This window comes from Azospirillum rugosum, assembly GCF_017876155.1.
Lineage (GTDB): Bacteria > Pseudomonadota > Alphaproteobacteria > Azospirillales > Azospirillaceae > Azospirillum > Azospirillum rugosum.
In genome coordinates, this window is the sequence record NZ_JAGINP010000014.1 from 41,862 (window position 1) to 67,777 (window position 25,916).

Consider the following 25,916-nt stretch of genomic DNA (forward strand, 5'->3'; position numbering starts at 1 on the left):
CGCGGCCGGGGCCGCGCCTTTTTCGTTTCGGCGGTGCCCTGAGTCCGTCAGGCGCCGGGATCGGTGGCGTTGGGGAAGAACAGCGACTGGCCGTCGATGGTGTAGTCGGCGATCGCCTTCTGGCCCTCGCCGGAGACCAGCCAGTCGACGAAGGCCTGCCCGTCGGCCGCCTTGATGTGCGAGAACTTGGCCGGGTTCACCAGCATCACGCCATACTGGTTGAACAGGCGCCTGTCGCCCTCCACCACGATCTCCAGGTCGCCGGGATTCTTGAAGCTGAGCCAGGTGCCGCGGTCGGCCAGCGCGTAGCCGCCGACGGCCGCGGCGGTGTTCAGCGCGGCGCCCATGCCCTGGCCGATGGAGCGGTACCAGCCATCACCGGAGGCCGGATCGACGCCGGCGTTCTTCCACAGCGCCTGCTCGGCCTTGTGGGTGCCGCTGTCGTCGCCGCGGGAGACGAAGGGCGCCTTGGCCGTCGCGATGGCCTTCAGCGCGCCGGCCACGTCCTTGCTGCCCTTGACGTGGGCGGGGTCGGCCTTCGGCCCGACGATCACGAAGTCGTTGTACATCACCGGCTTGCGTTCGGTGCTGAAGCCCTCCGCGACGAACTTCTCCTCCGACGGCTTGTGGTGGACGAACAGCACGTCGGCGTCGCCGCGCTTGGCGAGGTCGATCGCCTGGCCGGTGCCCTTGGCGACCACGCGCACCTCGATTCCCGTCTTCTGCGTAAATTTCGGCAGGATGGCCTTGAACAGGCCCGAATCCTCGGTCGAGGTGGTGGAGGCCACCGTGATGAACCGGTCGTCGGCGGCCTTCGACGGCTGCGCCAGACCCAGCACCACGGTCCCCAGCATCACGGCCCCCAGCATTGCGGCTGTGGCGGCGCAACCCAGCACGAACGAACGGCGCAGCATCGGAAATTCCCTCTCCTCGTTCCCACCCGCCTTGGTGCGGGCTGTGCCGGAACTATGCGGAAATTCCTGAAGGCTTGCAAATTTTACGGAGTCGGACTTTCGGAGGATGGAATCAGGCTCGCCGCGCGTCGCGCACCAGCGCCGCGGCGAGGTTCACCGTCAGCGACAGCGCCATCAGGATGATGCCGAGGCCGAGCGCCAGCGGCAGGTCGCCCTTGCTGGTCTCCAGCGCGATGGCGGTGGTCATGACGCGGGTGACGCGGTCGATGTTGCCGCCGACGATCATCACCGCCCCGACCTCCGCCGAGGCGCGGCCGAAGCCGGCCAGCACGGTGGTCAGCAGGCTCCAGCGGGCCTCCGACAGCAGGGTGGCGAGGATGGTCAGCGGGCCGGCGCCCATGACGCGCAGCAGGTCCTCGTACTCCACCAGCAGATCCTCGGCCACCTGGCGGGTCAGCGCGGCGATGATGGGGACGATCAGCACGGTCTGCGCCACGATCATGGCGGCCGGGGTGAACAGCAGGCCCAGCACGCCCAGCGGGCCGGAGCGCGACAGGATCAGGTAGACGATCAGCCCGATGACCACCGGCGGCAGGCCCATCGCGGTGTTCAGCAGCAGCGTCACCGCCCGCCGGCCGGGAAAGCGGAAGGCCGCGACCGCCGCCCCAAGCGGCAGGCCGATCAGCGCCGACAGGGCGACGGCGGTCAGGCTGACCCGCAGGGACAGGCCGACGATCCGCACCAGGTCGGGGTCGCAGGTGGTGATCAGGCTAAAGGCGGTGGCGAAGGCCGCCCCGAACTCATGCATGCTGTATTTCCATCTGGCGGGAGTTGACCATCCCCCGCTTGCCCCGGCGGCCGATCTTCCCCACTCTTTCGATCATGGACCTCACGGAATTCACCATAAAGCCGGATCCGGCGAATCCCAAGCTGACCGAGCGCGTCTCCGGCCTGGACCAGGACGGGCGGCCGGTCGAGGCGTCCGTCACCGTCGAACGGCCGCTGACCCTGTACCTGAACGGGCAGGAGATCGTCACCATGATGACGATCGGCGACTATCCGGAGTATCTGGCGGTCGGCTACCTGCTCAACCAGAACATGCTGAAGCGGGACGACCGGATCACCGGCATCGACTACGACGAGGAGATCGACACCGTCGTCGTCCGGACGGAGCGCGCCACCAACTACGAGGAAAAGCTCAAGAAGAAGACGCTGACCTCCGGCTGCGCCCAGGGCACCGCCTTCGGCGACGTGATGGAGACCTTCGAGTCGGTGTCGCTGAACCCCGACGCCCGGCTGAGGACGTCCTGGATCTACGCGCTGTCAAAAAAGATCAACCTGACCCCCAGCCTCTACCTGGAGGCCGGCGCCATCCACGGCTGCGTGCTGTGCCAGGAAGACCGGCCGCTGATCTACATGGAGGACGTCGGCCGCCACAACGCGGTGGACAAGGTCGCCGGCTACATGCACCTGCATGGGGTGGCGCCGCAGGACAAGATCTTCTACACCACCGGGCGCCTGACCTCGGAGATGGTGATCAAGACCGTGCAGATGGGCATCCCGATCCTGCTCTCCCGCTCCGGCTTCACGGCCTGGGGGGTGGAGCTTGGCCGGAAGGCCAACCTGACCATGGTCGGCCGGGCCAAGGGCAAGCGCTTCCTAGCGCTGGCCGGCACCGACCGGCTGATGTTCGACGCCGACCCGGCCTCCGTCTCCGACGAAGGCGGGCGCCACCAACGCAAGGGGAGCCGGGATGAGGACTGAAGCGGTCGCCGGCGTCCTGCTGGCCGGCGGGCTGTCGCGGCGCATGGGCGGCGGGGACAAGAGCCTGCGCACGCTCGGCGGGCGCACGATCCTGGAGCGCATCATCGCCACGGCGCGCCCGCAGGTCGGGCCGCTGGTGCTGAACGCCAACGGCGACCCGGCACGATTCGCGCCCTATGGGCTGCCGGTCGCGGCGGATGTGGTGGAGGGGTTCGCGGGGCCACTGGCCGGCGTGCTGACCGGGCTGGAGTGGGCGCGGGCGAACGCGCCCGGCTGCGCCTGGGTGGCGAGCTTCGCGACCGACGCGCCCTTCATCCCCGGCGACCTCGTCGCCCGGCTGGTCGCCGCGGTGGAGCGGGATGGCGCCGACCTCGCCTGCGCGCAGTCGGGCGGGCAGGAGCATCCGGTCTTCGGGCTGTGGCCGGTGCGGCTCGCCGACGACCTCCGCCGCGCCATGGTGGAGGAGGACATGCGCAAGGTCGACGCCTGGACCGGGCGCTACAATCTCGCCATCGCCGACTTCGCGACCGACCCGGTCGACCCCTTCTTCAACACCAACCGCCCCGCGGATCTTGAAGAGGCGGAGCGGCTGCTGGCGGCCGGATTGGTTGCCTGATCGATATCGCTTGTGGTTCAAGGTCGTTCCGACTGAGGAAGGGCTGATGAGCGACGCGCTGAACCGAATCGAGACGATGCCGCTGGGCATCGTGCTGGAACGCCGCAAGAGCGCCAGCCCCTGGGCGGAGTGGGCGTGGCACCCCGTGTCCGTCATCCCCGGCGCCCCGCCTGTGGAGGGCGCGTGGCGCCTGCTGCGCGAGGGGGAGGGCTGGGCGCAGTTCCACGCCGCGACCCTGCCGCTGGAGCTGTTCCGCACGGACACCGAAGGCTACAAGCTGAACCTGTCGCAGGAGCCGCCGCGCCTCTGGGTCGTGCTGCGCGCGCATGATGGCCTTGGTGAGAGCGGCGAGCCGGGCGTGGTCGTGCCCTTCGTCGTGACGGCGTCGGCCCACGAATGCGAAGGCTATCAGGTGAGCGGGTCGGAGATCGTCGAGACGGTGCCGATGCCCGACGAGGTCATCGCGCTGGTGCGCGACTTCACCGAGCAGCATCATGTGGACATCCCCTTCGTGAAGCGCGAGCGCAAGCGGCATTTCCCGAAGGGGGAGTGAGATTGGAGAAGTGGTTGCGCTGGGCCCCCACCCAACCCTCCCCCACCTTCGGCGGGGGAGGGCTTTCAGCGACGCGGGGCGGAGTTCCCTCCCCCGTCGAAGATGGGGGAGGGATAGGGTGGGGGCCCAACGCTTGGCGCCTGGGTGCACAGAGATGACCGACGAACCTTTCCTCTCCCGCTGGTCGCGCCTGAAGCGGCAGTCGGCGGAGCCCGTTCCGGAACCGGTGGCCGAGGAGCTGCCCGCGCAGCTCCCGGAGCCCGTGCCGGAAGAGAACGCCGAGGCGACGGCCGAGGCCGCCGACGCCGACGATCCGCTCAAGGACTTGCCGCCGGTCGAGGAACTGACGCGCGAGTCCGACTACACGCCCTTCCTGCGTGCGGAGGTGCCGGAGGACCTGCACCGGCAGGCGTTGCGCAAGCTGTGGGCCTCCGACCCGGTCTTCGCCAACGATGACGGGCTGAAGGACTACGCCGACGACTACGCCAGCCTGTTCACGGGGAACAGCCCGGTGAAGACGCTCTACCGCGTCGGCAAGGGCTTCCTCGATGCGGCGGAGGGGGCGGCGGAGGAGGCGGCAGAGCGGGCGGAAATGGACAAGGCGGCCACCGCCGGCGCCGAAGACCCGGCCGCCGCGCCGCAAGTAAAGGACGAACAGCCAACCGTTGGTGGGGCGGCCGATTACGGCGGCGATGTGTCGAAATCATCATAACGCTTTGGCATATTAGTCTTTACTCACAGACATGTGCATGTCTGCGTTTGTTGACAAATGCCGCGATTCCGCTTTTAAATAGCTCGAACCAAGCCGTTAAGCCGCTGTTTCGACGCAGCTTTTCGCGGGTGCAATAAAATTTGATGGTCGAGGGCGTCTTGGGCGCCGGCCTTTGACGTCGGGAAACCATTGCGGCGAGCCGAACCGGCCGCCGGGTTCGCGACGTACGGGGCTGGTGCCTCCCCGTATGCCGTGTTGGGAGGAAGGAACGCCGTGTCATCGACCGGTGAACAGCATCCGTCGGCCCTGCCGCCGGAGGAGGAGCAGCGAGCCCAGGTCTATGCCCTGCTGGCGCGCCTGTTGGCGCAGCCGCCGGGTGCGGATCTGCTGGCCGCGCTGGCGTCCATGCAGGGCGATGCCAGCCCCTTCGGGCAGGCCGTCTCCCGGCTGGCCGAGGCTGCGCGCGCCACGGACGCGCGCGCGGTGGAGGAGGAATTCCTCGTCCTCTTCATCGGCGTTGGCGGCGGCGTGCTGTCGCCTTACGCCTCCTACTACCTGACCGGATTCCTGCACGAGAAGCCGCTGGCCGAGCTGCGCGACCATATGTCGCGCCTGGGCATCGCGCGCGCCGACGACGTGAAGGAACCGGAAGACCACGTGGCCGCCCTGGCCGAGATGATGGCGGGCCTGATCACCGGCGCCTTCGGTGATCCCGCCGACCTCGGCGAGCAGCGGCGCTTTTTCGACCGCCATGTCGCCTCCTGGGCCGGACGCTTCTTCGCCGACCTGGAGGCGGCGCCTTCCGCCAGCTTCTACCAGGCGGTCGGCACGCTGGGCCGCCGCTTCCTGGAGGTCGAGGTCCAGGCGTTCGATATGGCGGCGTGATTCGGATGCGAAACGATGAGATTGGGACGTTGCGGGGAAAGGGTGAAGCGATGAAGGCGGACAAGAAGGCCGACATGAAGGACAAGGGCATTCTCGCGCGGCGTGACCTGTTCCGCGCCGCGGGGTTGGGCGTCGGTGCGCTGGGCGCCGTCGCCATCACCGCCGGGGCCGGTGCCGAGCCGGCGCAGGCCGCCGCCCCCGAGGGCACCTCCCAGGGCTACCGTGAGACCGACCATGTGCGGACGGTCTACGAATTGAGCCGCTTCTAAGCCGCTTTCAGGAAGGATCCGTCCCCATGCTGACGAAGAAGAAGGCGGCAACCGCTGGCGGCCGCTCGCTCGCGAAGATGGTTTCCGGCTTGACCGGTAACACCGTCGATCGTCGTTCGTTCCTTCGCGCCTCCGGAATCGCCGCCGGCGGTGCCGCCATCGCCGCCTCCCTGCCGCTGGGCATGGTGAAGAAGGCCGAGGCGGTGACCGCGACGCCCGCGGCCGGCGCGCCGGTGAAGCTGGTCAAGAACGTCTGCACCCACTGCTCGGTGGGCTGCACGGTGACCGCCGAGGTGCAGAACGGCGTGTGGATCGGCCAGGAGCCGAGCTTCGACAGCCCGATCAACCTGGGCGCCCACTGCGCCAAGGGTGCCTCGGTGCGCGAGCACGCCCACGGCGACCGCCGCCTGCGCTATCCGATGAAGATGGTCGACGGCAAGTGGACCCGCATCAGCTGGGACCAGGCCATCCAGGAGGTCGGCGACAAGCTGCTGTCGATCCGTTCGGCGTCCGGCCCGGATTCGGTGTTCTGGCTGGGATCGGCCAAGCATAGCAACGAGCAGGCCTACCTGATCCGCAAGTTCGCCGCCTTCTGGGGCACGAACAACATCGACCATCAGGCGCGCATCTGCCATTCCACCACGGTCGCCGGCGTGGCGAACGTCTGGGGCTATGGCGCCATGACGAACAGCTACAACGACATCCAGAAGTCGCGCGCGCTGTTCTTCATCGGCTCCAACGCCGCGGAGGCGCACCCCGTCTCCATGCTCCACATCCTGAAGGCGAAGGAGCAGAACAACGCCCCGCTGATCGTCGCCGATCCGCGCTTCACCCGCACCGCCGCCAAGGCCGACGAGTACATCCGCTTCCGGCCCGGCACCGACGTGGCGCTGATCTGGGGCATCCTCTGGCACGTCTTCGAGAACGGCTGGGAGGACAAGGAGTACATCGCCAAGCGCGTCTACGGCATGGACGACATCCGCGCCGAGGTAGCCAAGTGGACTCCGGAGGAGGTCGAGAAGGTCACCGGCGTTCCGGGCGCGCAGCTGAAGCGCGTTGCCCGCACGCTCGCCTCCAACCGTCCGGGCACGCTCGTCTGGTGCATGGGCGGCACGCAGCACCACATCGGCAACAACAACACCCGCGCCTACTGCGTCCTGCAGCTGGCGCTGGGCAACGTCGGCGTGTCGGGCGGCGGCACCAACATCTTCCGCGGCCACGACAACGTGCAGGGCGCCACGGACTTCGGCGTCACCTCGGACTCGCTGCCCGGCTACTACGGCCTGGCGGAGGGCGCGTGGCGGCACTGGGCGCGCGTCTGGGAGGTGCCGTACGACGAGGTCCTGGCCCGCTTCAAGGACAAGAAGCTGATGGAGGCCACCGGCATCCCGGTGTCCCGTTGGTTCGACGGCGTCCTGGAGGCCAAGGAGAACATCGACCAGCCCGACACCATCAAGGGCATGGTCTTCTGGGGCCACGCGCCGAACAGCCAGGTCCGCCTGCCGGACATGAAGAAGGCCATGGAGAAGCTGGAGCTGCTGGTCGTCATCGACCCGTACCCGACCATGACCGCCGTCCTGCCGGACCGGAAGGACAACTTCTACCTGCTGCCCGCCGCCACCCAGTTCGAGACCACCGGATCGCGCACCGCGTCGAACCGGTCCGTCCAGTGGTGCGACAAGATCATGGAGCCGCTCTTCGAGGCGAAGACGGACCATGAGATCATGTACCTGTTCGCCAAGAAGTTCGGCTTCGCCGAGCCGATGTTCAAGAACATCAAGGTGAAAGGCAACGAGCCGGACATCGAGGACATCACGCGGGAATGGAACCGCGGCATGTGGTCCGTCGGCTACACCGGCCAGTCGCCGGAGCGGCTGAAGCTGCACATGCAGCACCAGGCGACCTTCGACAAGACCACGCTGCGCGCCGTGGGCGGCCCGTGCGACGGCGACTTCTACGGCCTGCCGTGGCCCTGCTGGGGCACGCCGGAGATGAAGCACCCGGGCACCGCCAACCTGTATGACAACTCCCTGCCGGTCGCCGAGGGCGGCGGCGCCTTCCGCGCCCGCTTCGGCGTGGAGTACAAGGGCGCCAACCTGCTGGCCGAGGGCGCCTACCCCGTGGGTTCCGAGATCAAGGACGGCTATCCGGAAGTCACCTACGCCATGCTGGAGAAGCTGGGCTACGCCGGCGACTTCACCGAGGCGGAGATGGCTGTGATCCGCAAGATCGGCGGCGAGAAGATCGGCGCGGTGTCCTGGACCACCGACCTGTCCGGCGGCATCCAGCGCGTGGCGATCAAGCACGGTCTGAACCCCTGCGGCAACGCCAAGGCGCGCTGCGTCGCCTGGAACTTCCCGGACCCGGTACCGGTGCACCGCGAGCCGCTGTACACGCCGCGGCGCGACTTGGTCGCCAGCTACCCGACCTACAAGGACACCAAGTCCTGGCGCATGCCGACGCTGTACAAGTCGATCCAGGACCGCGACGTGTCCAAGGAGTACCCGATCATCCTCACCTCCGGCCGTCTGGTCGAGTATGAGGGCGGCGGCGACGAGACCCGGTCGAACCCGTGGCTGGCCGAGCTGCAGCAGGACATGTTCGTGGAGATCAACCCGGCCGACGCCAACAACGCCGGCGTCAAGGACGGCCAGATGGTCTGGGTCGAGGGTCCGGAGAAGGGCAAGGTCAAGGTGAAGGCCATGGTGACGGAGCGCGTCGGGCGCGGCGTCGCCTTCATGCCCTTCCACTTCGGCGGCCAGTTCCAGGGCCAGGACCTGCGGTCCAAGTACCCGCAGGGCGCCGACCCCTACGTGCTGGGCGAGGCCGCGAACACCGCGACGACCTACGGCTACGACTCGGTCACGCAGATGCAGGAAACCAAGACCACCCTCTGCCGGATCACGGCGGCCTGATGATGATCGCGCCTGATGGCGCGCTCCTCATCATCCTCTCAATCAATGCCTTAGGGCATTGATCTGCCGGATTTAACGGTCGGCGGGCACGGATTGTGATCATCCGCCGACCGTACGGACGCTTAGGAGTTCATCACCATGGCCCGCATGAAATTCCTGTGCGACGCGGACCGCTGCATCGAGTGCAACGCCTGCGTCACCGCCTGCAAGAACGAGCACGAGGTGCCCTGGGGCATCAACCGCCGGCGCGTCGTCACGCTGAACGACGGCAAGCCGGGCGAGCGGTCGATCTCCGTCGCCTGCATGCATTGCTCCGACGCGCCCTGCAAGGCCGTCTGCCCGGTCGACTGCTTCTACCAGACCGCCGAAGGCGTGGTCCTGCACAACAAGGACCTGTGCATCGGCTGCGGCTACTGCTTCTACGCCTGCCCGTTCGGCGCGCCGCAGTACCCGCAGGCCAGCAACTTCGGCAGCCGCGGCAAGATGGACAAGTGCACCTTCTGCGCTGGCGGTCCCGAGCCCGACCACACGGAGGCCGAATACAAGAAGTACGGCCGCAACCGCCTGGCCGAGGGCAAGCTGCCGCTCTGCGCCGAGATGTGCTCGACCAAGGCCCTGCTGGCCGGCGACGCCGACAAGGTGTCGGACATCTACCGCGAGCGCGTCGTCGCCCGCGGCTACGGCTCGGGCGCCTGGGGCTGGGGCACCGCCTACCAGACCAAGGCGGGGTCCTGACGATGGCCCGCCGCTCCGTCTATGTGATGATCGCGGCACTCGGCGCGGCCTTGCTCGCCGGGTGCAACGACGAGGAGCAGGGGCGCGCCGTCCATCTGGACAAGGGCGTCTACAAGGGGGCCGCCGACACGCGGCTGGCGCCGGATCAGGTCGACGCGCTTCTGCAGCGCTCGGCCGGCCAGCGCTTCTGAGGGGGAGGGCTGACGCGATGAAGTCAGGCAATCGGAGAGGCTGGTTCCAGTCCCCGCTGCGCGTCGTCCTGCTGGGCGTCGCCATGCTGGCGCTGACGCTGGTCTTCGCCAACGTCCCCCCGGCCTCGGCCGCGGGGGAGACGGGCTACCCGACGCTCGCCGATCAGGCGGGCGCCACGGGGGCCGGCAACAAGGCGGAGATGTGGCGCGGCATCCGTTCGGGCGAGCAGGGGCTGGTCTCCATCCCGAACAAGAGCGCCGGCGTGCTGGTCCAGTCGGAAGGGGAGGCGTGGCGCTCCTTCCGCAACGGTCCGCTGATGACCTACGGCGGCTGGGTGCTGGGCGGCATGCTGGCCCTGCTGGTGCTGTTCTTCCTGGTGCGCGGGCGCATCCGCATCGACGGCCCGAAGACCGGCCGCACCATCCAGCGCTTCAACGCCTTCGAGCGCGGCGTGCACTGGCTGACCGCCGGCAGCTTCGTGGTGCTGGCCGTCACCGGGCTGAACGTCCTCTACGGCCGGTACACCATCCTGCCGCTGCTGGGGCCGGACGTCTTCGCCGCCATGACCGCCTACGGCAAGCTGGTCCACAACTACCTGGGCTTCGCCTTCATCCTGGGCGTGACGCTGGTCTTCCTGATGTGGGTGAAGCACAACATCCCGAACCGCGACGACATCGACTGGGCGCTGAAGGCCGGCGGCCTGTTCAGCAAGGGCGTCCACCCGCCGGCGAAGAAGTTCAACGCCGGCCAGAAGGTGATCTTCTGGGCGACGGTGCTGGGCGGTGCCGCGCTGGGCTTCACCGGCATCCAGCTGCTGTTCCCCTTCAGCTTCGCGCCGATGGCGGACATGCAGCTGTTCCAACTGGTCCACGCCGGGATCGCGGTGGTTCTGATCGCGGTGATCATCGCGCACATCTACATCGGCTCGGTCGGCATGGAAGGCGCCTTCGACGCCATGGGCAACGGCGACGTGGAGCTTCAATGGGCGCGGGAGCACCACTCCCTATGGGTCGAAGAGGTGACGGGCGAGCGCCCCCGCCATCATGGTGGTCCGGGCGGCCGCCACCACGCCCCCGCCGAATGAGGACGACACCGATGCGTTCGCTGATCGCCGGACTGCTGATGGCCGGACTGCTGATGGCGGGTGCGCTCGCCGCTCCGGCCCTGGCCCAGACCACCGCCCTCAAGTCCCCCGACGAGATCAAGCAGATCGTCGAGAAGACCTACAACGTGCAGGTGCTGCGCGTGACGGCGCTGGCGCCGGAAGACGGCCCGCCCGCCTACCGGGTCGCCGCGATGATGCCGGGAAGCGCTGGGAACGCGGCCTACATGGTCAACACCCTGACCGTGGACGCCGCCACCGGCATCCCGCTGCCGCCGTTCCGTCATCTGGCGTCGGGCTACGTGCTGCCGCAGGGTGGCACCTATGACCCCAACCGGACCAGCCTGAACCCCGCCGTCGCCCGCGGGCACATGTGGCGCTGAGGCCCGCGCCGAGGCACATCCGGCGTTGAGTATTGTTACCCTCCGGCCGGTGGCGATCAGGCCGCCGGCCTGGTCGGGGGAGCGTAGGCGATGGGAACGGGAAGCCGGGCGTTGATGTCGCTGATGCGCTCGCTCATGTTCCTTGTCGTTTCCGTATGCTTCGGCGCGCCGCTCCAGGCAGCCGATCTGGTCGGGCACGGCGCGATGGTCAATTGCGTCGCCGTGTCGCCGGATGGTGCCCGTGCCCTGACCGGCAGCTGGGATTATTCCGCCATCCTCTGGGACCTCGCCTCCGGCAAGCCGCTCGCCTCGCTCCAGGAGCACACGGCCGGCGTGACCGCGGTCGCCTTCCTGCCGGACGGCAGGCGCGGCCTGACCGGCAGCCGCGACGCGACGATCAAGCTGTGGGACCTGGAGAGCGGCCACGTCCTGCGCAGCTTCGAAGGACACAGCGCCAACATCGCCGGGCTGGCCGTCGCGCCGGGCGGGCGGCAGTTCGCGTCGGCCGGCTGGGACCCGGCGATCCGCGTCTGGGACGTGGAAACCGGGGCGGAACTGCGCAAGCTGGAGGGCCACACCGGCAACGTCAACGCGGTCGCCTTCGCGCCCGACGGGCGGCGGTTGGTCTCCGCCGGCTACGACTTCACGCTGCGCCTCTGGGACATGGCGACCTGGGGGGAGCTGTCGGTGCTGGAGGGGCACGAGGGCAGCGTGAACGCCGTGGCGGTCGCCCCCAATGGCCGTCTCGCCGCGACGGCGTCCAGCGACGAAACCGTGCGGCTGTGGGACCTCGATGCGGGCAGATTGCTGCGCACGCTCTACGGGCACAGCGGATTCGTGACCTCCGTCGCTTTCGCGCCGGACGGGCGCACGCTGCTGTCCGGCGGGGGAGGGGACCACCGGGTGCGCCTGTGGGACGTCGCGAGTGGCCGTCCGCTTTCCGTCTTTCGCGGGCATGAGAAGCCGGTCTGGGCGGTGGCCTTCACGCCGGACGGGCGCGGCGCCCTGTCGGCGGGCTACGACGGGGTGGTCCGCCGCTGGGACGTGGCGGCGGAAACGGCGCGCGGTCTTGGCGGACCTTGACAGCGCCGGCCCGCCCGTGGCCCGGTTCCCGGAGCATCCACACGGAGTCCTCGCCGCGATGACCAGCCTTTCCCATCTCCCGCAGCGCCAGTCCATCGTCGCGACCTGCCTCGCCATGAACCAGACGGGGATCAACCAGGGGTCGTCCGGCAACCTGTCGGTGCGGGTGGAGGGTGGCTTCCTGATCACGCCCAGCAGCCTGCCCTACGACGAGATGGAGCCGGCCGACGTGGTGGAGATGGGCTTCGACGGCACCTACCTCGGCGCCCGCCGGCCCTCGTCGGAATGGCGCTTCCACCGCGACATCCTGAAGGCGCGGCCGGACGTCGACGTCGTGCTGCACGCCCACTCCACCTTCGCCACGGCGCTGGCCGTGCACGGGCGCGGCATCCCGAGCTTCCACTACATGGTGGCGCTGGCCGGCGGCGATTCGATCCGCTGCGCCCCCTACGCCACCTTCGGGACGCAGGAACTGTCGGACAACGCGGTCGCGGCGCTGGAGGGGCGGCTGGCCTGCCTGCTCGCCAACCACGGCATGATCGTGCTGGGCAAGACGGTGAAGGCCGCGCTGGCGCTGGCGGTGGAGGTGGAGACGCTGGCCCGCCAGTATCTCTACGCCCACCAGCTGGGCGAGCCGGTCATCCTGCCGCCGGACGAGATCGCGCGCGTCGCCGAAAAGATGCGCCGCATGAAGTACGGGCAGTCGCCGGAGCCGGACGCCGCGCCGGAGGACACGGCAAGGCCGCGCCAAGCCTGACGGCGTTACGGCGCGATCCGCGCCATCGGCCTCAGCGTCCCGATGGTCAACAGCGGGCGCTTCGACTCCCCGCCCGCCGTCGTGCTGACCTGGAGCGGGCGCTCTTCGTCGCTGGGCTGATAGTACGCGGGCAGGGACAGGGTGATGCGCGTGCCCTGGCCGGGCTCGCTCGCCACCTCGATGTCGCCGCCGAGCATCGCGGCGTAGTGCCCGACCAGCGTCAGGCCGAGCCCGGCGCCGCGGCGCTTGGCCGTGGAACCGGCCGGGCCGCCCTGGACGAAGGGCTGGAACAGGCGGCCGGTCTGGGCGGTCGGGAAGCCGGTGCCGGTGTCGGCGACGCTGTAGCGCAGCCACTGGGCGCCGTCGCGCTCGAACCGCTCCGCCGACAGGGTGACGGTGCCGCCCTGGGTGAACTTGCAGGCGTTGTCGAGCAGGTTGAGCAGGGCCTGGCGGACCTTGGTGAAGTCCGAATACATCTGGCCCAGCGCCGGGTCCGCCCGCAGAAGCACCTCGTTGCCGTGCAGGTCGGCCGCCGGCATCACCCGTTCGCGCACCTCCACCAGCAGGCGGTTCACGTCGAAGTCCTGCAGGACCACGTCCATGGTGCCCGCCTCGATCTTCGCGTAGTCGAGGATGGCGTCCACCAGGGTCACCAGCTGCTCGCCGGTCCACTGGATCTGCTCGACGTCGTTGGCCAGCTCGCCGGCGCCCAGCCGGTGCAGCTCGCCCATCAGCGACTGGCTGGCGGTGACGATGTCGCTGAGCGGCCCGTGCAGCTCGTGGCCGACGTTGACCAGCGCGTTGGTCTTGGCCTGGCTGGCGGTCTCGGCGCGCTCCTTGTCGCGCAGGGCCTGGCCGTGCATCTCCGCGGCCTCGCGCTTCAGCCGCTCCATCTCCACCGTATTGGCGCGCAGGACATCGACCGCGCGGGCCATGGCGGCGATCTCGTCCTTGCCGGTCGCGGCGGGAAGGGCGACGTCGGTCCGGCCGGCGGCGAGCGCGGTCACGGCGTCGGCCAGGGCGCCGACCGGCCGGCCGACGCTGCGCGTAATGACCCAGACCAGGAGCGCCCCCGCGGCGAGCACGAACAGGCCAACCCAGGCGGCGATCTTCACGGTGCGCCACGCCTCGGCGGTCAGGCCGCCGCGCAGGCCCGCGGCGCCGGCGTCGTTGCGCTGGCGCACCTCCGCGGCCTGGGCGGCGATGGCGGCGGCGTTGGGCGCCAGCGTGTCGGCGCGCAGGGCGTCCTCCTCGACCAGGGCCTTTTCGATGCGGTCGAGGGCGCCGCCGACGCCAGCCAGGGTCGCCTCCACCTCGTCGATGGTCTGGCGGGTGCCGGGGACCCAGAGATAGCGGTTCATCTCCGCCAGCCGGTTGCGCGCCGCGCCCAACTCGACGCGCATGCGCAGGGCGTCGCGGTCGTCGCGCCGGTCGATGAAGCGGGAGAGGTGGTCCTGCATCAGCAGGACGGAGACGGTCGCGTCGCTGGCCAGCGCCGCCGAATCGACCCCGCCGGCGTCCTTCAGCCGGGCGAGGCCCTGGCGGATCAGCGCGACCTGCGGTTCCAGCGCGTCGTCCATGACCCGGGCGCGGTCGGCGCGCAGCGCGACCAGCCGCTCGAAGCCGGTCCAGTAGGCGTCGAGCGCCCGCCGTGCCTCGTCCACCGCTTTGCGGTCGGCCGGGCTGCCGACCAGGCCGGCCAGGGTGGTGATCTTGTCCTGCACCCCGTCGCGGCGCAGGCGGGCGTCCTGCAGGCTTTGGCCGTCGCCGTCGGCCAGATGGTCGCGCACGGCGACCTCCAGGTCGCGCAGCCCGATGTCGAGGTCGGCCGCCGCCTGCGAGGCGTCGGCGTAGACGGAGAACCCGCCGACGGATCGCGACACGCCGTAGAGCGAGGCCACGCCGACCAGCGCCAGCGCCACGACCAGGGCGAAGGCCACCCCGAAGCCGAGTCCGACCCGCGTGCCGACCGGAAGGTCGCGCAGGCGGGCGAGGAGGTTGGGGCGCGCGGCCCGGGCGTCGCCGGAATCGGCATCACCAGAGGCGAGGCGCGGGGCGCGGATCTGGGATGGGGCGGGCGACGTGTCGGTCTGGGTCACGCCGTCACCCGCAAGCGCGGCCGGACAGGAGGTTGAATCTGCTGGGGCACGGATCCGGCCGTAGGGATGCGGACCGTTTAAGGCCCGGCGTTGACACGACCCGGCCGCAACCCTTCCGGGACACGGCGCGGACGGCGCGGATTGTAGCTTGGTGCGGCGAGGCCGCAAACAGACAAGTGCAAACGGTCCGCGGCGTTTCAATCTTCGTTAATGCTGTTGTCGGCGTCTTGGAACGCGTAGGCGTGCATGCCGATGCTGCCGTGCTCGAATCCCGCGTGCAGCCGCGTCGTGTGCACCGCCGGGCCAGCGGCCCCGAGCGCCACGGGGAGCGGCAGGAAATGCTCGTCCGTGGGGTGGGCGACGCGCGCCTCCGGGCAGCGGGCCTTCCAGTCGGCGATCGAGTCGGCGTCGCCCGCCATCAGCGCCCCGTCCAGCCAGTCGGCGAAGCGCGTGGCCCAGGCAGACGCGCCCTCCTGGCCGAAGCGGAAGTCGCCGAGGTTGTGGACCGCGCCGCCGCTGCCCAGCACCAGCACGCCCTCTTTCCGCAGCGGCGCCAGCGCGCGGCCCAGCGCGACGTGGTCGGCGGCGCTCCGCCCCGGCTGCACGGAGAACTGGGCGACCGGGATGTCGGCCTCCGGGTACATGAGCATCAGCGGCACCCAGGCCCCGTGGTCGAGTCCCTGGTCCGGGTCGACCACCGCCCCGGTCAAGTCACGCACGCGATCCGCCAGGGCGGTCGCGCCGGGGGCCGGGTAGCGCATGGCGTAGAGCGACCGTGGGAAGCCGTAGAAGTCGTGCACCGTTTCCGGCCGCGTGGCGCCGCTGATCGCCGGGACCCGCGTGGTCCAATGGGCGGACACCGCGATCACCGCGCTGGGCCTGCCGAGCGTCTTGCCCAACCCGGCCAGGAAGTCGCGGCCGGCGGACTCCTCGATGATCAGGGTCGGAGCCCCGTGGGAGACGAAGACGCTCGGAAAGGGCCCAGTGGAGAAGGGGAGGGCGGTCATGGCGGGGCTCCGCGGAAGGCACGCCGCCATTTCAGCAAAGAAAAACCCCGGCGCCAAGGCCGGGGTTTTTCGAAACTCCGTTGCTCGGGGAGCAACGATGCCGGGGCAGGGCTGCTCAGTGCAGGTGCTTCGGCAGTTCGGCGATCGACTGTTCGATCAGCTTGTCCGCCTGGGCCGGCTGGATGCCGGATTCCAGGATGCGGCGGCTGGCCGACATGGCGACGTCGACGGTCAGGTTGCGGACCTCGGCCAGGGCGGCGGCTTCCGCCTGGGCGATGCGGTCCATGGCCTGCGCCTCGCGGCGCTTCAGCGAGGATTCGAGGTCGGCGCCGGCCTGGTTGCGGAGACGGTCGGCCTCCTCCCGGGCGTGGGCGATGATGGCCTCGGATTCCTGCAGCGCGTCGCGCTGGCGGCGCTGGTAGGTGGCGAGCAGGGCCTGCGCGTCCTCACGCAGGCGCTGGGCCTCGTCCAGCTCCGCACGGATCTTCTCGGCGCGGGCGTCGAGAAGGCCGGTGATCGCGGCGGCCGCCTTCTTCCACACCAGCACGACGAAGATGACGAAGGCGACGAAAACCCAGAATTCCGCGGTCATGAACATCACCGGCGCTCCTCGATCACGGCGGCGACAGCCGCCTCGGCCTGGGCCGTGTCGATGTCCACGCCGGCCACGCGGCCGGCCACGTCACGGGCGACGTCGGCGGCGACCGAACGGACGTTGGCCAGCGCCTGCTCCTTGGCCGCGGCGATGTTCGCCTCGGCGGTGCGCAGACGTTCGGCGATGTCGGCGTTCAGCTTGGCCTGACGGGCCTGGTTGTTGGCGTCGATCTCGGCGGCGACCTGGGCGATCAGGGCCTGGGCCTCGGAGCGGGCCCCGGCGAGGGACGTGTCGACCTGGGCCATGACGGCCTCGGCCTCCTCCTTGAGCGAGGCGGCCTTGCTGAGGTCGCGCGAGATGCGCTCCTGGCGCTCCTCCAGAACTTCCGCCACGCGCGGCAGCGCCTTCTTGGACAGAAGGTAGTAGAGGGTGATGAAGGTCAGCGCCAGCCAGAAGATCTGGGTGGGGAAGGTGGCGGGATTGAGCTGCGGCAGGCCGCCGGCATGCTCGCCGCCATGGGCAGCGGCGTCCGGAGCGTGCTCCGCCGTCGCCGCCAGGACGTTGCCGGCAAGCACGGTCAGAGTGGCGAGCGAGGCGCCCGCAGCACCCGACCAGCGGACCAGCCGTCGCTTGGCCAACAGGTTCGGCATGGATCGGTCCCCCTAGGCAAGAGTGCGGCGCCGAAACTTCGAGAGCCCGGCGCCGCGTCACAGAGCGAAAGTGTGAAGTCCGCTCAGGCCTTAGGCGAACAGGATCAGGAAGGCGATCAGCAGGGCGAACAGCGCGACGGCTTCCGTCAGCGCGAAGCCCAGAATGCCGATCGGGAAGACCTTCGGCTGGACGGCCGGGTTGCGGGCGATCGAACCGATCAGGGTCGAGAAGATGTTGCCGATACCCATGCCGACGCCGGCGAGGGCGATAACGGCCAGACCGGCACCGACGAACTTGGCGGCTTCAGCTTCCATGGTACTCATTCCTCTAGGTAAGGGTGAACTGCGGGAAAAGGGTGAAGGGAACGTCCGTGTCAGAGCCGGTGCTTAGTGCAGTTCCAGCGCGTCGCGGATGTACAGGCAGGTCAGGATCGAGAAGACGTAGGCTTGCAGGAACGCGACCAGGAACTCGAAGCCGGTCAGCGCGACGTTGATCGCGATCGGAACCAGCCCGACGAAGAGGCCGAGGGCGCCGAGGCCGCTGATCATCAGGATCGTGAAGCCCGCGAACACCTTCAGCATCGTGTGACCGGCCATCATGTTGGCGAACAGTCGGATCGACAGGCTGACCGGGCGCATCAGGTAGGAGATCACCTCGATCGGGATCAGGATCGGGGCGAGCGCGATGGGCGCACCGTGCGGCATGAAGAAGCTGAAGAAGTGCAGGCCATGCTTCATCAGCGCCAGCACGGTCACGAACACGAACACCGTCGCCGCCAGCGTGAAGGTCACGATGATGTGGCTGGTGAAGGTGAAGGTGAACGGGATCATGCCGACCAGGTTGCCGAACAGCACGAACATGAAGATCGCGAAGACGAACGGGAAGTAGGGGCGGGCGTCGTGGCCCGCGTTGTCCCGAACCATGTTCGCGACGAACTCGTAGAACATCTCGGCGGCCGACTGGAGGCGGCCCGGGACCAGGGCGCGGCCAGACATGCCGAAGACGAGCAGCGCGTAGATCAGCGCGACCGCCACGACCATGAACAGCGCCGAGTTCGTGAAGGACACGTCATACCCGGCGATCACGATCTGGAGGATCGGGTTGATCTGGAACTGGTGCAGCGGATCCAAGGTCGTCCTCGCTCAGTGTGCGTCGCCGTTGGGGCGCTCGTTGTCATCCTCACGGGTCCGGCCGTAGCCGGGGGCGAACCCGAGCCCGGTGATGGCCCGGTAGACATTCAGAATTCCGGCCGCAGCCCCCAGGAAGAACATGACGATCAGTCCCCAGGGCGCCGTTCCGAGCCAGCGGTCGAGCAGAAGCCCGCCGCCGACGCCGACGATCATGGCAGCCACCAGCTCGGTCCCGATGCGAAAGGCGATGCCGAGCGGAGACTGCGGGATCCGGTGGTACTTCCCCGGTCCGCCGCTGGTTTCCTGCCCTTCACGCGCCTTCTTCAACCGGGCTTCAAGCTCTTCCAGAGAAGGTGGGGGCTTCTCGTCGCTCATGTCGCTTCGTGTTCCCCCGTTGGCTCGCCGCCACGCGAAAGCGGCGAGACCATACGGACAGGGCTCAACCCTGTCAAGTCGCAAAACCCACAAGACAAGTGCTTGAAATGAAAACAAAAGCGCGGTTTTGCCCTGGTATTACCGCGAACCGGCGCACGGTTTCGCTCGCGCTCGGCCTCAGCCGGCGATCCGCGTGCCCAGATCCTGGGCCAGCCGATCGGCCGTCGTGCCCGCCGGATAGACCCCCAGGAAGCGCCCGTCCGGGGCCATCAGGTAAATAAAGCTGGAGTGGTCCATCAAGTATTCGTCGGGCTTGGCGTCCTTCTGCGGCGCCTTCGCGTAGTAAACGCGATACTCCTTGGCCACCGCCTTCACCTGCTCCGGCGTGCCGGTCAGCCCGACGAGGCGGGGGTGGAAGAGGGGGACATACTCCTTCAGATGCGCCACCGTGTCGCGCTCCGGGTCCACGGAGATGAACAGGGGCTGCACCTTCTCCCCCTGCGCCCCCAGCAGATCGACCGCCCGGGCCATGGTGCCCAGCTCCGTCGGGCAGACGTCCGGGCAGTAGGTGTAGCCGAAATAGATCAGCAGGAACTTGCCCCGGTAGTCGGCGTCGGTGACCGTCTTGCCGTCCTGGTCGGCCAGGGTGAAGGGCCCGCCAATCGGCACGCTGCTTTGCACCGTGGTCCCGGCGTTGTCGACCTGCCACCAGGCGATGCCGGCGGCGATCAGGAGCCCCACGGCGGAGGCGGCGGCGATGCGGAGGATGCGGGCTTTCATGATCGCCTGGAATGGGGGCGCGCAAGGCCGCGGTCAAGGGGGAAGTGCGCGCGGGCGCGCCCTTGCCCCCCCTGGCGGTGTCGCGGGCTCAGGCCGCCCGGCGCTGCGGATCGGCGGGATGCCCGGCCAAATGGTTGCCGATGCGCTTGTCGAAGCGCTGGATGTGTTCGAACAGCCAGTCGCGGCAGAGGGTCAGCAGGTCGTCGCCGACCGACGATTCGCCGGCTTCGAAGCGCCGCTTCAGCTCGCCCACGCGCTTGCGCAGGGCGTCGTGCTGGGCCTTGTGCTGGGTGAATTCCGGATAGCCGGCGCGCTGCATGACCGCCTCCTCCTGCTCGAAATGCAGGACGGTGTAGGCGACGAGCTGGTCGATGGCGACGCCGACGGCGTGCGGCACCTCGCCGTTGCGGATGCGCGCCGCCGCCCGGTTGATCAGGGCGACCAGGATCATGTGGTCGTTGTCGATGTCCTCCTGTCCGACCGACAGCTGGTCCGACCAGGGCATGAACACCTCCTCCCCGGCCGGGGCGAACAGTTTGTCCAGCTCCACCGTGTTGATCGCGGCGACGTTCACCAGGAACGCGTCGACCAGCCCGCGCAGCGATTCCGCCTGCCGGGCGAGGCACTCCGCCGAGTCCAGCAGGCCGTTGGCGGCCTTTTCCGTTTCCAGGGCCGACGCGGATACTTCGGTGATGCTGCTGGAGACTTGCTGGGTGCCGAGCGCCGCTTCGCCGGCGCTGCGGGCGATCTCGCCGGTCGCGGCCCCCTGCTGCTGCACCGCCGCGGCGATGGAGGTGCCGATCTCGTCGCTGCGCGCGATGATGCTGGCGATTTCCCGTATCGTGAAAATCGCCTGCTGCGAGGCCTGCTGCACCTCGGCGATCTGCTCGGTGATCTCTTCCGTGGCGCGGGCGGTCTGGCCGGCCAGCGACTTCACCTCGCCGGCGACCACGGCGAAGCCCTTGCCCATCTCGCCGGCGCGCGCCGCCTCGATGGTGGCGTTGAGCGCCAGCAGGTTGGTCTGGCTGGCGATGCTGGTGATCAGGTCGGCGACCTCGTTGATCTTCTGCGCCGCCTGGCCGAGCCCGTCGATTCGCTCGCTCGCCGCGCGGGAGGCTTCGACCGCCTCGTTGGAGATGCGGGAGGAGGCGGTGACCTGCGTGCCGATCTCCGCGATGGCGCTGCTCAGCTGCTCCGCCGCCGAGGCGACGGTCTGCACGTTCACGGAGGCCTGCTGCGACGCCCCGGCGACGGAGGCCGCCTCGCGCATGTTGCGGTCGGCGGTGCTGGACAGCGACCGGGCGGTGCCCTCCAGGGCGCGCACGGCCCGGCCGACGGTGTCGACCATGGCCGTCACGGTGGCGTCGAACCGCTCCGTCAGCCGTTCCAGCGCGCGGGCGCGCTGCTCGGTCACCCGGTGCTCCACCTGCTGACGTTCCCAGTGGCGGCGCAGCTCGATCTGGTTCTGCCGGAACACCTCGACGGTGCGCGCCATGACGCCGATCTCGTCGCCGCGCCCCGTGCCGGGCACCGCCGCGGCGGTGTCCCCGTCGGCGAGGCCGCGCATCACGCCGGTCATCACGCGCAGCGGGCGCACGATGGCGCGGCTGACCAGCAGCCCGACGGTGCCGGCGCCGAGCGCGATCAGCAGCCCCAGCCCGCCCAGCGCCAGCCCGGCCTCGCGGAAGGCGGCGCCGACGTCGTCCACGTAGATGCCGGACCCGATCAGCCAGCCCCAGGGCTCGAACCCGCGCACGTAGGAGATCTTCGGCACCGGCTCGGCCGATCCGGGCTTGGGCCACAGGTAATCGACGAAGCCGGCCCCGGCGGTCTTCACCGTGCGGGCGAATTCGATGAACAGAAGCTTGCCGTTGGGATCGGAGGCCCGCGCCAGATCCTGCCCCTCCATCTCCGGCTTGATCGGGTGCATGATCATGCGCGGGGTCAGGTCGGTGACGAAGAAATACTCCTCCCCGGCGTAGCGCAGGCGGCGCAGCGCCTCCTTCGCCCCCGCCTGGGCGGCGTCGCGGCTGAGCGCTCCTGAGCGCTCCATCGCCTCGAAATGGGTCAGCACGCCGTGGGCGACCTCGACGACGCTGCGCGTCTTGTCCTGCCGGTCCTTCATCATTTCGGCGCGCAGACTGTACAGGCTGGCGGCCGCGACCAGGGCGAGGCCGACGGCCGCCGCCCCGAGAATGACGGAAATCTTCCCCCTGATGCTGATTCGCTCGAACACCTGCGCTCCTCCGGTCACGAATTCTTTCCGATGCGTCGTTGTGCCGGCGCGCGTGCGCACCGGTTCGGAACGGAAATCGTCCGTTCCGCCGATCGGTTAATTTTTTGTCACAGACTCGCGCTAAGAGACGTCGCCGTCAAGGCGCATCAACCAACGGTGCAAATTGCCGCAGGCGGGGCGCCCGATGCAATGCGGCGGCGCAGGGCGGCCGGAACGGCGAAGCGGGAGGCCGGAGCCTCCCGCCGCCTGTCCGTCAAAGAAAAGAACCGCGTGCGCTTACAGCACGGTCAGCATGCTGGCGACCAGCGGGTGCCGCACGATGTCCGTGTCGCCCAGGCGGACCACCGCGATGCCCTCCACCGCCTCCAGCCGGCGCGCGATGTCGGCCAGCCCCGACAGGTTGTCGAGCAGGTCGGACTGGTCCGGGTCGCCGGTCAGCACCATCGTGGAATGCCACCCGAGCCGGGTCAGCAGCATCTTGATCTGGGCGTAGGTGCAGTTCTGCGCCTCGTCGATCACCACGAAGGCGTTGTTCAGCGTGCGGCCGCGCATGAAGCCCACGGGCGCGATCTCGATCGTGCCTTCGGCCATCAGCGTGCGCAGGCGCTTGGCGCCCAGCCGCTCGCTGAGCGCGTCGTAGAGCGGGCGCAGGAAGGGGGCCATCTTCTCCTGCAGGTCGCCCGGCAGGTAGCCCAGGCTCTCCCCGGCCTCCACCGCCGGGCGGGAGAGCACGATGCGGTCGACCTTGCCGCCCTCCAGCGCCTCGACCGCGGAGGAGATGGCCAGATAGGTCTTGCCGGTGCCCGCCGGGCCCAGCGCCACCACCAGATTGTGATCTGAGATCGCCTCCATCAGCCTTCCCTGGTTGGGGCTCTGGGGCTTGACCTTGCGGAGATAGCTCTGGTCGCGGCGCTCCATCCCGCCCAGCGGATCCCAGCCGGTGGCCGGGAACAGCGGGTGGACCTTCGACTCGGTCGTCGTGACAGCGCTGCCTTTGCTCTGGCGCTTGGCCATGTCGCTCTCCTCACGTCACGTTGGTGGGCGGCACTCCCGGGGCACGGGAACCCGGCACAAAAAAAACCCCCCGCAAGCGGGAGGTCCAAAACGTCGCAGGGCGACGGGTGTGCCTGGAGATGTGCCGGGAGCAGGCTTGCCGGTGCGAGGTGCCGCGTCGAGCCGCCGGACCCGGGTGCGGGTGCCGGCAATGCGAATGCCGACGGCGATCGGACGCGGATGAACGAAGGAAGGTGCAAGCAGACCTCTTCGCCAATGGGTGAACCTCGCAACGTCAACCTTACCCGTTGTAACGCTTGACGTCAGGGAAAATTGCGGGGGTCGCAAAAGATTCACACAAGATGTTGTGGAAGAGTCGCAGGTGGCACCGATGCCCCGAAGGGAGTACCCGATGGGACGCGATGCACCGGAAAGCGGTGCCCCGCAGGCGCCGGGCACCCTTTCGCGCTGCTGCGGCGCGACGCGTGGTCGCAGGGGAGCGGCGCTGTCCGCGGGGCGCATCGGCCCGCCTGAATCGAACGGCGCAAAACCAGCGCGGCGCGTGCCGCGCGGCGTTGTGGTGCGCCCGAGGCGAAAGGGCATAGGCCAACGAAACCCTTTGCCGGTGAATATCTCTTCCGGTACCATACTTTGTGGTGGGTCGGGGGGCCGCCGCAACAGATTGGCGCAATCTGGGACGGCATCCGGACGCTCTTTCGGATAGTCGCGGCGGTCCGGCGGACCGTCGATTCACGGTGTCCGATGCGCGCCCGGCGGATGTCACTCCATCACAGGCCGGAAGTGCTTGAACGGACCGGGTGTGCGCCGCTAGAACGCGGATGGGTTGACCTTCCGCCCTGGCGCTGTGCCGATGGGAGCCAGACGGCGGACGAGACGGATTCGGCGGGACACAATCAGGATGGCAGCGGTGAACAGCGCCAGGCAGGGAGCCGAACGGGACGTTCCGTTCCAGTTGCGTGGCAATTCCTTCACCATGATGGTGCTGAAGGTGATCGACCCGGCGTCGCCGGAGTTCTTTCCGCAGCTTTCCGTCAAGGTGCGTCAGGCGCCGAACTTTTTCCGGAACGCGCCGGTCGTTCTCGACTTCGAGGAGCTGACCGAGGAGACGCCGCGCTTCGACGTGGCGGCGCTGGTGACCAACCTGCGCGCGCTCTACCTGCTGCCGGTCGGCTTCCAGGGCGGTCCGCGCGCCGTGCAGGAGGGCGCGCTGGCGTCCGGGCTGACGCCGATGCCCGCCGGCCGCGCCGCCAAGATGGAGGCCGCCGCGCGCGGCGCCGAGCCGCAGGCGGGCAACCCCGCCGCCCCGGCGCAGCCGGTCGCCCCGCCGGAGCCGATCTACCGCGCGACCCTGGTGGTGACGGAACCCGTCCGGTCCGGCCAGCAGATCTACGCGGAGAAGACGGACCTGGTCATCACCGCCCCGGTGTCGCCGGGCGCCGAGGTGGTGGCCGACGGCCACATCCATGTCTATGGTGCGCTGCGCGGTCGGGCGCTGGCCGGCGTGTCCGGCGACACCAACGCGCGCATCTTCTGCCACAGCCTGGAGGCGGAGGTCGTCTCGGTCGCCGGGCTGTACCGTGTCGCCGAGGATTTCGGCGACGACGTGCTGAAGAAGCCGGTGCAGATCTTCCTGCGCGACGGCTACCTGCGCATGGAGCCCTTATGACCGGCCGGTCGTGGCTGATGTGTGTGCCAGATGTGCATTGAGTGTGTAACCGGGTTTGTTGGCGGCAACTTTTAGGAATGTGGGAGAAGCTCCGTTGGGCAAGATCATCGTCATGACTTCCGGCAAGGGCGGCGTCGGCAAGACGACCTCCTCCGCCGCTTTCGCGACCGGACTCGCCTTGCGCGGCTTCAAGACGGTCGTCATCGACTTCGACGTGGGCCTGCGCAACCTCGACCTGGTCATGGGCTGCGAGCGGCGCGTGGTGTTCGACTTCATCAACGTCATCAACGGCGAGGCGAAGCTGAACCAGGCGCTGATCAAGGACAAGCGCATCGACAACCTGTACATCCTTCCGACCTCGCAGACCCGCGACAAGGACGCCCTGACCAAGGAGGGCGTCGAGAAGGTCCTGAACGAGCTGTCGAAGGAGTTCGACTACATCCTGTGCGACAGCCCGGCGGGCATCGAGCGCGGCGCGCTGATGTCGCTGTACTTCGCCGATCACGCGATCATCGTGACCAACCCCGAGGTCTCCTCGGTGCGCGACAGCGACCGCATCCTGGGCGTGCTGAACAGCAAGTCGCGCCGCGCGGAGCGGGGCGAGGAGCCGGTCACCCAGCAGCTCCTGCTGACCCGCTACGACCCGGAGCGGGTGGAGCGCGGCGAGATGCTGAAGGTCGACGACGTGCTGGAGATCCTGGCGATCCCGCTGCTCGGCGTCATTCCGGAAAGCCAGGCCGTGCTGCGCGCCTCCAACGTCGGCATGCCGGTCATCCTGGACGAGCATTCGAACGCCGGCCAGGCCTACATCGACGCGGTCGGCCGCTTCCTGGGCGAGGATCTGGAGCACCGCTTCGTCTCCGTTCCGAAGAAGGGCCTGTTCAGCCGCCTGCTGCGGAGGACCGCATGAGCATCTTCAGCTTCTTCCGGTCCGCCCCGCGCCCATCGGCCGTCCAGGCCAAGGAGCGGCTGCAGATCGTCATGGCCCACGAGCGCGCCGGGCGCTCCGGGCCGGACTATCTGCCGATGCTTCAGCAGGAGCTTCTGGCCGTCATCGCCAAGTACATCGACATCGACCAGAACAAGGTCGAGGTGAAGCTGGACCGCGGCGGCGACTGCTCGACCCTGGAGCTGAACATCGAGCTTCCGGCGCGCGAGGCCGCCAAGGCCCTGAAGGAGGCCGCCAAGGCGGCGGTCGGCAAGGCGAACGGCGGCGCCGCTGCCGATGACGACGAGTCGTCCGATTCCGTCAAGATGGCGGCCGGCGGCGCGCTCACCAACGGCGGCATCAAGAAGCGCCGCTGACGAACCCGGGCCGCAGGTGGGGGCCGTAGGTTGGGTGGAGGCGCAGCCGAAACCCAACAGCCCCCGCGTTCCCGGCCATGTCGGGTTTCACCCAACCTGCGCATCCCACGCCGAAACGGCGAATTCGCCTTATACTTCCGGCCATAGCCCGGCCCTCGCGCCCGCTTTGAACCTCCGT

At 69.0% G+C, this 25,916-nt stretch carries 28 protein-coding genes; 16 read left to right on the forward strand and 12 right to left on the reverse strand.

Annotated features, from left to right (window positions below; all coding sequences use genetic code 11):
* Window positions 1-47 precede the first annotated feature (47 nt).
* The gene (locus J2851_RS19090) at window positions 48-914 is read right to left on the reverse strand and encodes an ABC transporter substrate-binding protein (RefSeq protein ID WP_209768045.1); all 867 of its coding nucleotides are present in this window, start codon (window positions 912-914) and stop codon (window positions 48-50) included.
* Window positions 915-1,026: 112 nt separating this feature from the next.
* A complete protein-coding gene (locus tag J2851_RS19095) occupies window positions 1,027-1,722 on the reverse strand; it encodes an ABC transporter permease (RefSeq protein WP_209768047.1) in 696 nt (231 codons plus the stop codon).
* Between the two features lie 74 nt (window positions 1,723-1,796).
* Here J2851_RS19095 and fdhD point away from each other — a divergent pair, with 74 nt between their 5' ends.
* From fdhD to J2851_RS19160, 13 genes are all read left to right on the forward strand, one after another.
* On the forward strand, window positions 1,797-2,678 hold the full coding sequence (gene fdhD / locus J2851_RS19100; protein ID WP_209768049.1) for a formate dehydrogenase accessory sulfurtransferase FdhD: 882 nt from the start codon (window positions 1,797-1,799) through the stop codon (window positions 2,676-2,678).
* The gene (gene mobA, locus J2851_RS19105; protein WP_209768050.1) at window positions 2,668-3,294 is read left to right on the forward strand and encodes a molybdenum cofactor guanylyltransferase MobA; all 627 of its coding nucleotides are present in this window, start codon (window positions 2,668-2,670) and stop codon (window positions 3,292-3,294) included. The genes fdhD and mobA overlap by 11 nt, the downstream gene beginning before the upstream one ends.
* A gap of 46 nt (window positions 3,295-3,340) precedes the next feature.
* Window positions 3,341-3,847 (forward strand): DUF3305 domain-containing protein, encoded by a 507-nt coding sequence (locus J2851_RS19110; protein WP_209768051.1) that lies wholly within the window; start codon window positions 3,341-3,343, stop codon window positions 3,845-3,847.
* A 154-nt stretch (window positions 3,848-4,001) separates the two neighbouring features.
* Complete coding sequence (locus tag J2851_RS19115) at window positions 4,002-4,559, forward strand: DUF3306 domain-containing protein (protein WP_209768052.1); 558 nt, start codon at window positions 4,002-4,004, stop codon at window positions 4,557-4,559.
* A 273-nt stretch (window positions 4,560-4,832) separates the two neighbouring features.
* Window positions 4,833-5,444 carry a TorD/DmsD family molecular chaperone gene (locus tag J2851_RS19120; protein ID WP_209768053.1) on the forward strand — a complete coding sequence of 204 codons (612 nt, stop codon included), beginning with the start codon at window positions 4,833-4,835 and terminating at the stop codon, window positions 5,442-5,444.
* A 50-nt stretch (window positions 5,445-5,494) separates the two neighbouring features.
* Window positions 5,495-5,713, forward strand: coding sequence for a formate dehydrogenase (locus J2851_RS19125; RefSeq protein ID WP_209768054.1), 219 nt, complete (start codon window positions 5,495-5,497; stop codon window positions 5,711-5,713).
* Window positions 5,714-5,739: 26 nt separating this feature from the next.
* Window positions 5,740-8,628 carry a formate dehydrogenase subunit alpha gene (locus J2851_RS19130; RefSeq protein ID WP_209768056.1) on the forward strand — a complete coding sequence of 963 codons (2,889 nt, stop codon included), beginning with the start codon at window positions 5,740-5,742 and terminating at the stop codon, window positions 8,626-8,628.
* A 138-nt stretch (window positions 8,629-8,766) separates the two neighbouring features.
* Window positions 8,767-9,363, forward strand: a complete 597-nt coding sequence (fdh3B, locus tag J2851_RS19135; RefSeq protein WP_209768058.1) for a formate dehydrogenase FDH3 subunit beta — start codon at window positions 8,767-8,769, stop codon at window positions 9,361-9,363.
* 2 nt (window positions 9,364-9,365) lie between these two features.
* On the forward strand, window positions 9,366-9,554 hold the full coding sequence (locus tag J2851_RS19140; protein WP_209768059.1) for a hypothetical protein: 189 nt from the start codon (window positions 9,366-9,368) through the stop codon (window positions 9,552-9,554).
* A 17-nt stretch (window positions 9,555-9,571) separates the two neighbouring features.
* Window positions 9,572-10,639 carry a formate dehydrogenase subunit gamma gene (locus J2851_RS19145; protein ID WP_209768060.1) on the forward strand — a complete coding sequence of 356 codons (1,068 nt, stop codon included), beginning with the start codon at window positions 9,572-9,574 and terminating at the stop codon, window positions 10,637-10,639.
* Between the two features lie 11 nt (window positions 10,640-10,650).
* Window positions 10,651-11,040, forward strand: a complete 390-nt coding sequence (locus J2851_RS19150) for a PepSY domain-containing protein (protein WP_209768061.1) — start codon at window positions 10,651-10,653, stop codon at window positions 11,038-11,040.
* Between the two features lie 90 nt (window positions 11,041-11,130).
* A complete protein-coding gene (locus J2851_RS19155) occupies window positions 11,131-12,123 on the forward strand; it encodes a WD40 repeat domain-containing protein (RefSeq protein ID WP_209768062.1) in 993 nt (330 codons plus the stop codon).
* Window positions 12,124-12,181: 58 nt separating this feature from the next.
* Window positions 12,182-12,880 (forward strand): class II aldolase/adducin family protein, encoded by a 699-nt coding sequence (locus tag J2851_RS19160; protein ID WP_209768063.1) that lies wholly within the window; start codon window positions 12,182-12,184, stop codon window positions 12,878-12,880.
* A 5-nt stretch (window positions 12,881-12,885) separates the two neighbouring features.
* On the opposite strand, the gene J2851_RS19165 is transcribed toward J2851_RS19160, so the two are convergent.
* The 10 genes from J2851_RS19165 to J2851_RS19210 form a co-directional block, all read right to left on the reverse strand.
* Entirely contained in the window at window positions 12,886-14,979 is a 2,094-nt protein-coding gene (locus tag J2851_RS19165) for an ATP-binding protein (protein ID WP_307419930.1), read from the reverse strand.
* A 197-nt stretch (window positions 14,980-15,176) separates the two neighbouring features.
* The gene (locus tag J2851_RS19170) at window positions 15,177-15,986 is read right to left on the reverse strand and encodes a DODA-type extradiol aromatic ring-opening family dioxygenase (RefSeq protein WP_209768064.1); all 810 of its coding nucleotides are present in this window, start codon (window positions 15,984-15,986) and stop codon (window positions 15,177-15,179) included.
* Between the two features lie 115 nt (window positions 15,987-16,101).
* Window positions 16,102-16,584: a F0F1 ATP synthase subunit B family protein gene (locus tag J2851_RS19175; RefSeq protein WP_246500781.1), complete on the reverse strand. Its 483-nt coding sequence runs from the start codon at window positions 16,582-16,584 to the stop codon at window positions 16,102-16,104.
* On the reverse strand, window positions 16,584-17,231 hold the full coding sequence (locus J2851_RS19180) for a F0F1 ATP synthase subunit B family protein (protein WP_209768066.1): 648 nt from the start codon (window positions 17,229-17,231) through the stop codon (window positions 16,584-16,586). The genes J2851_RS19175 and J2851_RS19180 overlap by 1 nt, the downstream gene beginning before the upstream one ends.
* A gap of 90 nt (window positions 17,232-17,321) precedes the next feature.
* Window positions 17,322-17,546 (reverse strand): ATP synthase subunit C family protein, encoded by a 225-nt coding sequence (locus tag J2851_RS19185; RefSeq protein ID WP_109120341.1) that lies wholly within the window; start codon window positions 17,544-17,546, stop codon window positions 17,322-17,324.
* Between the two features lie 72 nt (window positions 17,547-17,618).
* Window positions 17,619-18,362: a F0F1 ATP synthase subunit A gene (locus J2851_RS19190; RefSeq protein WP_209768068.1), complete on the reverse strand. Its 744-nt coding sequence runs from the start codon at window positions 18,360-18,362 to the stop codon at window positions 17,619-17,621.
* A 12-nt stretch (window positions 18,363-18,374) separates the two neighbouring features.
* On the reverse strand, window positions 18,375-18,737 hold the full coding sequence (locus J2851_RS19195; protein WP_209768070.1) for an AtpZ/AtpI family protein: 363 nt from the start codon (window positions 18,735-18,737) through the stop codon (window positions 18,375-18,377).
* 177 nt (window positions 18,738-18,914) lie between these two features.
* Complete coding sequence (locus J2851_RS19200) at window positions 18,915-19,517, reverse strand: SCO family protein (RefSeq protein ID WP_209768072.1); 603 nt, start codon at window positions 19,515-19,517, stop codon at window positions 18,915-18,917.
* Between the two features lie 88 nt (window positions 19,518-19,605).
* Window positions 19,606-21,771, reverse strand: coding sequence for a bacteriohemerythrin (locus J2851_RS19205; RefSeq protein ID WP_307419927.1), 2,166 nt, complete (start codon window positions 21,769-21,771; stop codon window positions 19,606-19,608).
* A gap of 258 nt (window positions 21,772-22,029) precedes the next feature.
* Window positions 22,030-22,767, reverse strand: coding sequence for a PhoH family protein (locus tag J2851_RS19210; protein ID WP_209768074.1), 738 nt, complete (start codon window positions 22,765-22,767; stop codon window positions 22,030-22,032).
* A 907-nt stretch (window positions 22,768-23,674) separates the two neighbouring features.
* Between J2851_RS19210 and minC the strand changes: the two genes are divergently transcribed.
* The 3 genes from minC to minE all read left to right on the forward strand — a co-directional run bounded on the left by minC (window position 23,675) and on the right by minE (window position 25,738).
* The gene (gene minC / locus J2851_RS19215; protein ID WP_209768075.1) at window positions 23,675-24,433 is read left to right on the forward strand and encodes a septum site-determining protein MinC; all 759 of its coding nucleotides are present in this window, start codon (window positions 23,675-23,677) and stop codon (window positions 24,431-24,433) included.
* Window positions 24,434-24,527: 94 nt separating this feature from the next.
* Window positions 24,528-25,343: a septum site-determining protein MinD gene (gene minD, locus J2851_RS19220; protein WP_209768077.1), complete on the forward strand. Its 816-nt coding sequence runs from the start codon at window positions 24,528-24,530 to the stop codon at window positions 25,341-25,343.
* Window positions 25,340-25,738: a cell division topological specificity factor MinE gene (minE, locus tag J2851_RS36720; RefSeq protein WP_209768079.1), complete on the forward strand. Its 399-nt coding sequence runs from the start codon at window positions 25,340-25,342 to the stop codon at window positions 25,736-25,738. Before minD ends, minE begins: the two co-directional genes overlap by 4 nt.
* The last annotated feature ends 178 nt before the right edge of the window (window positions 25,739-25,916 follow it).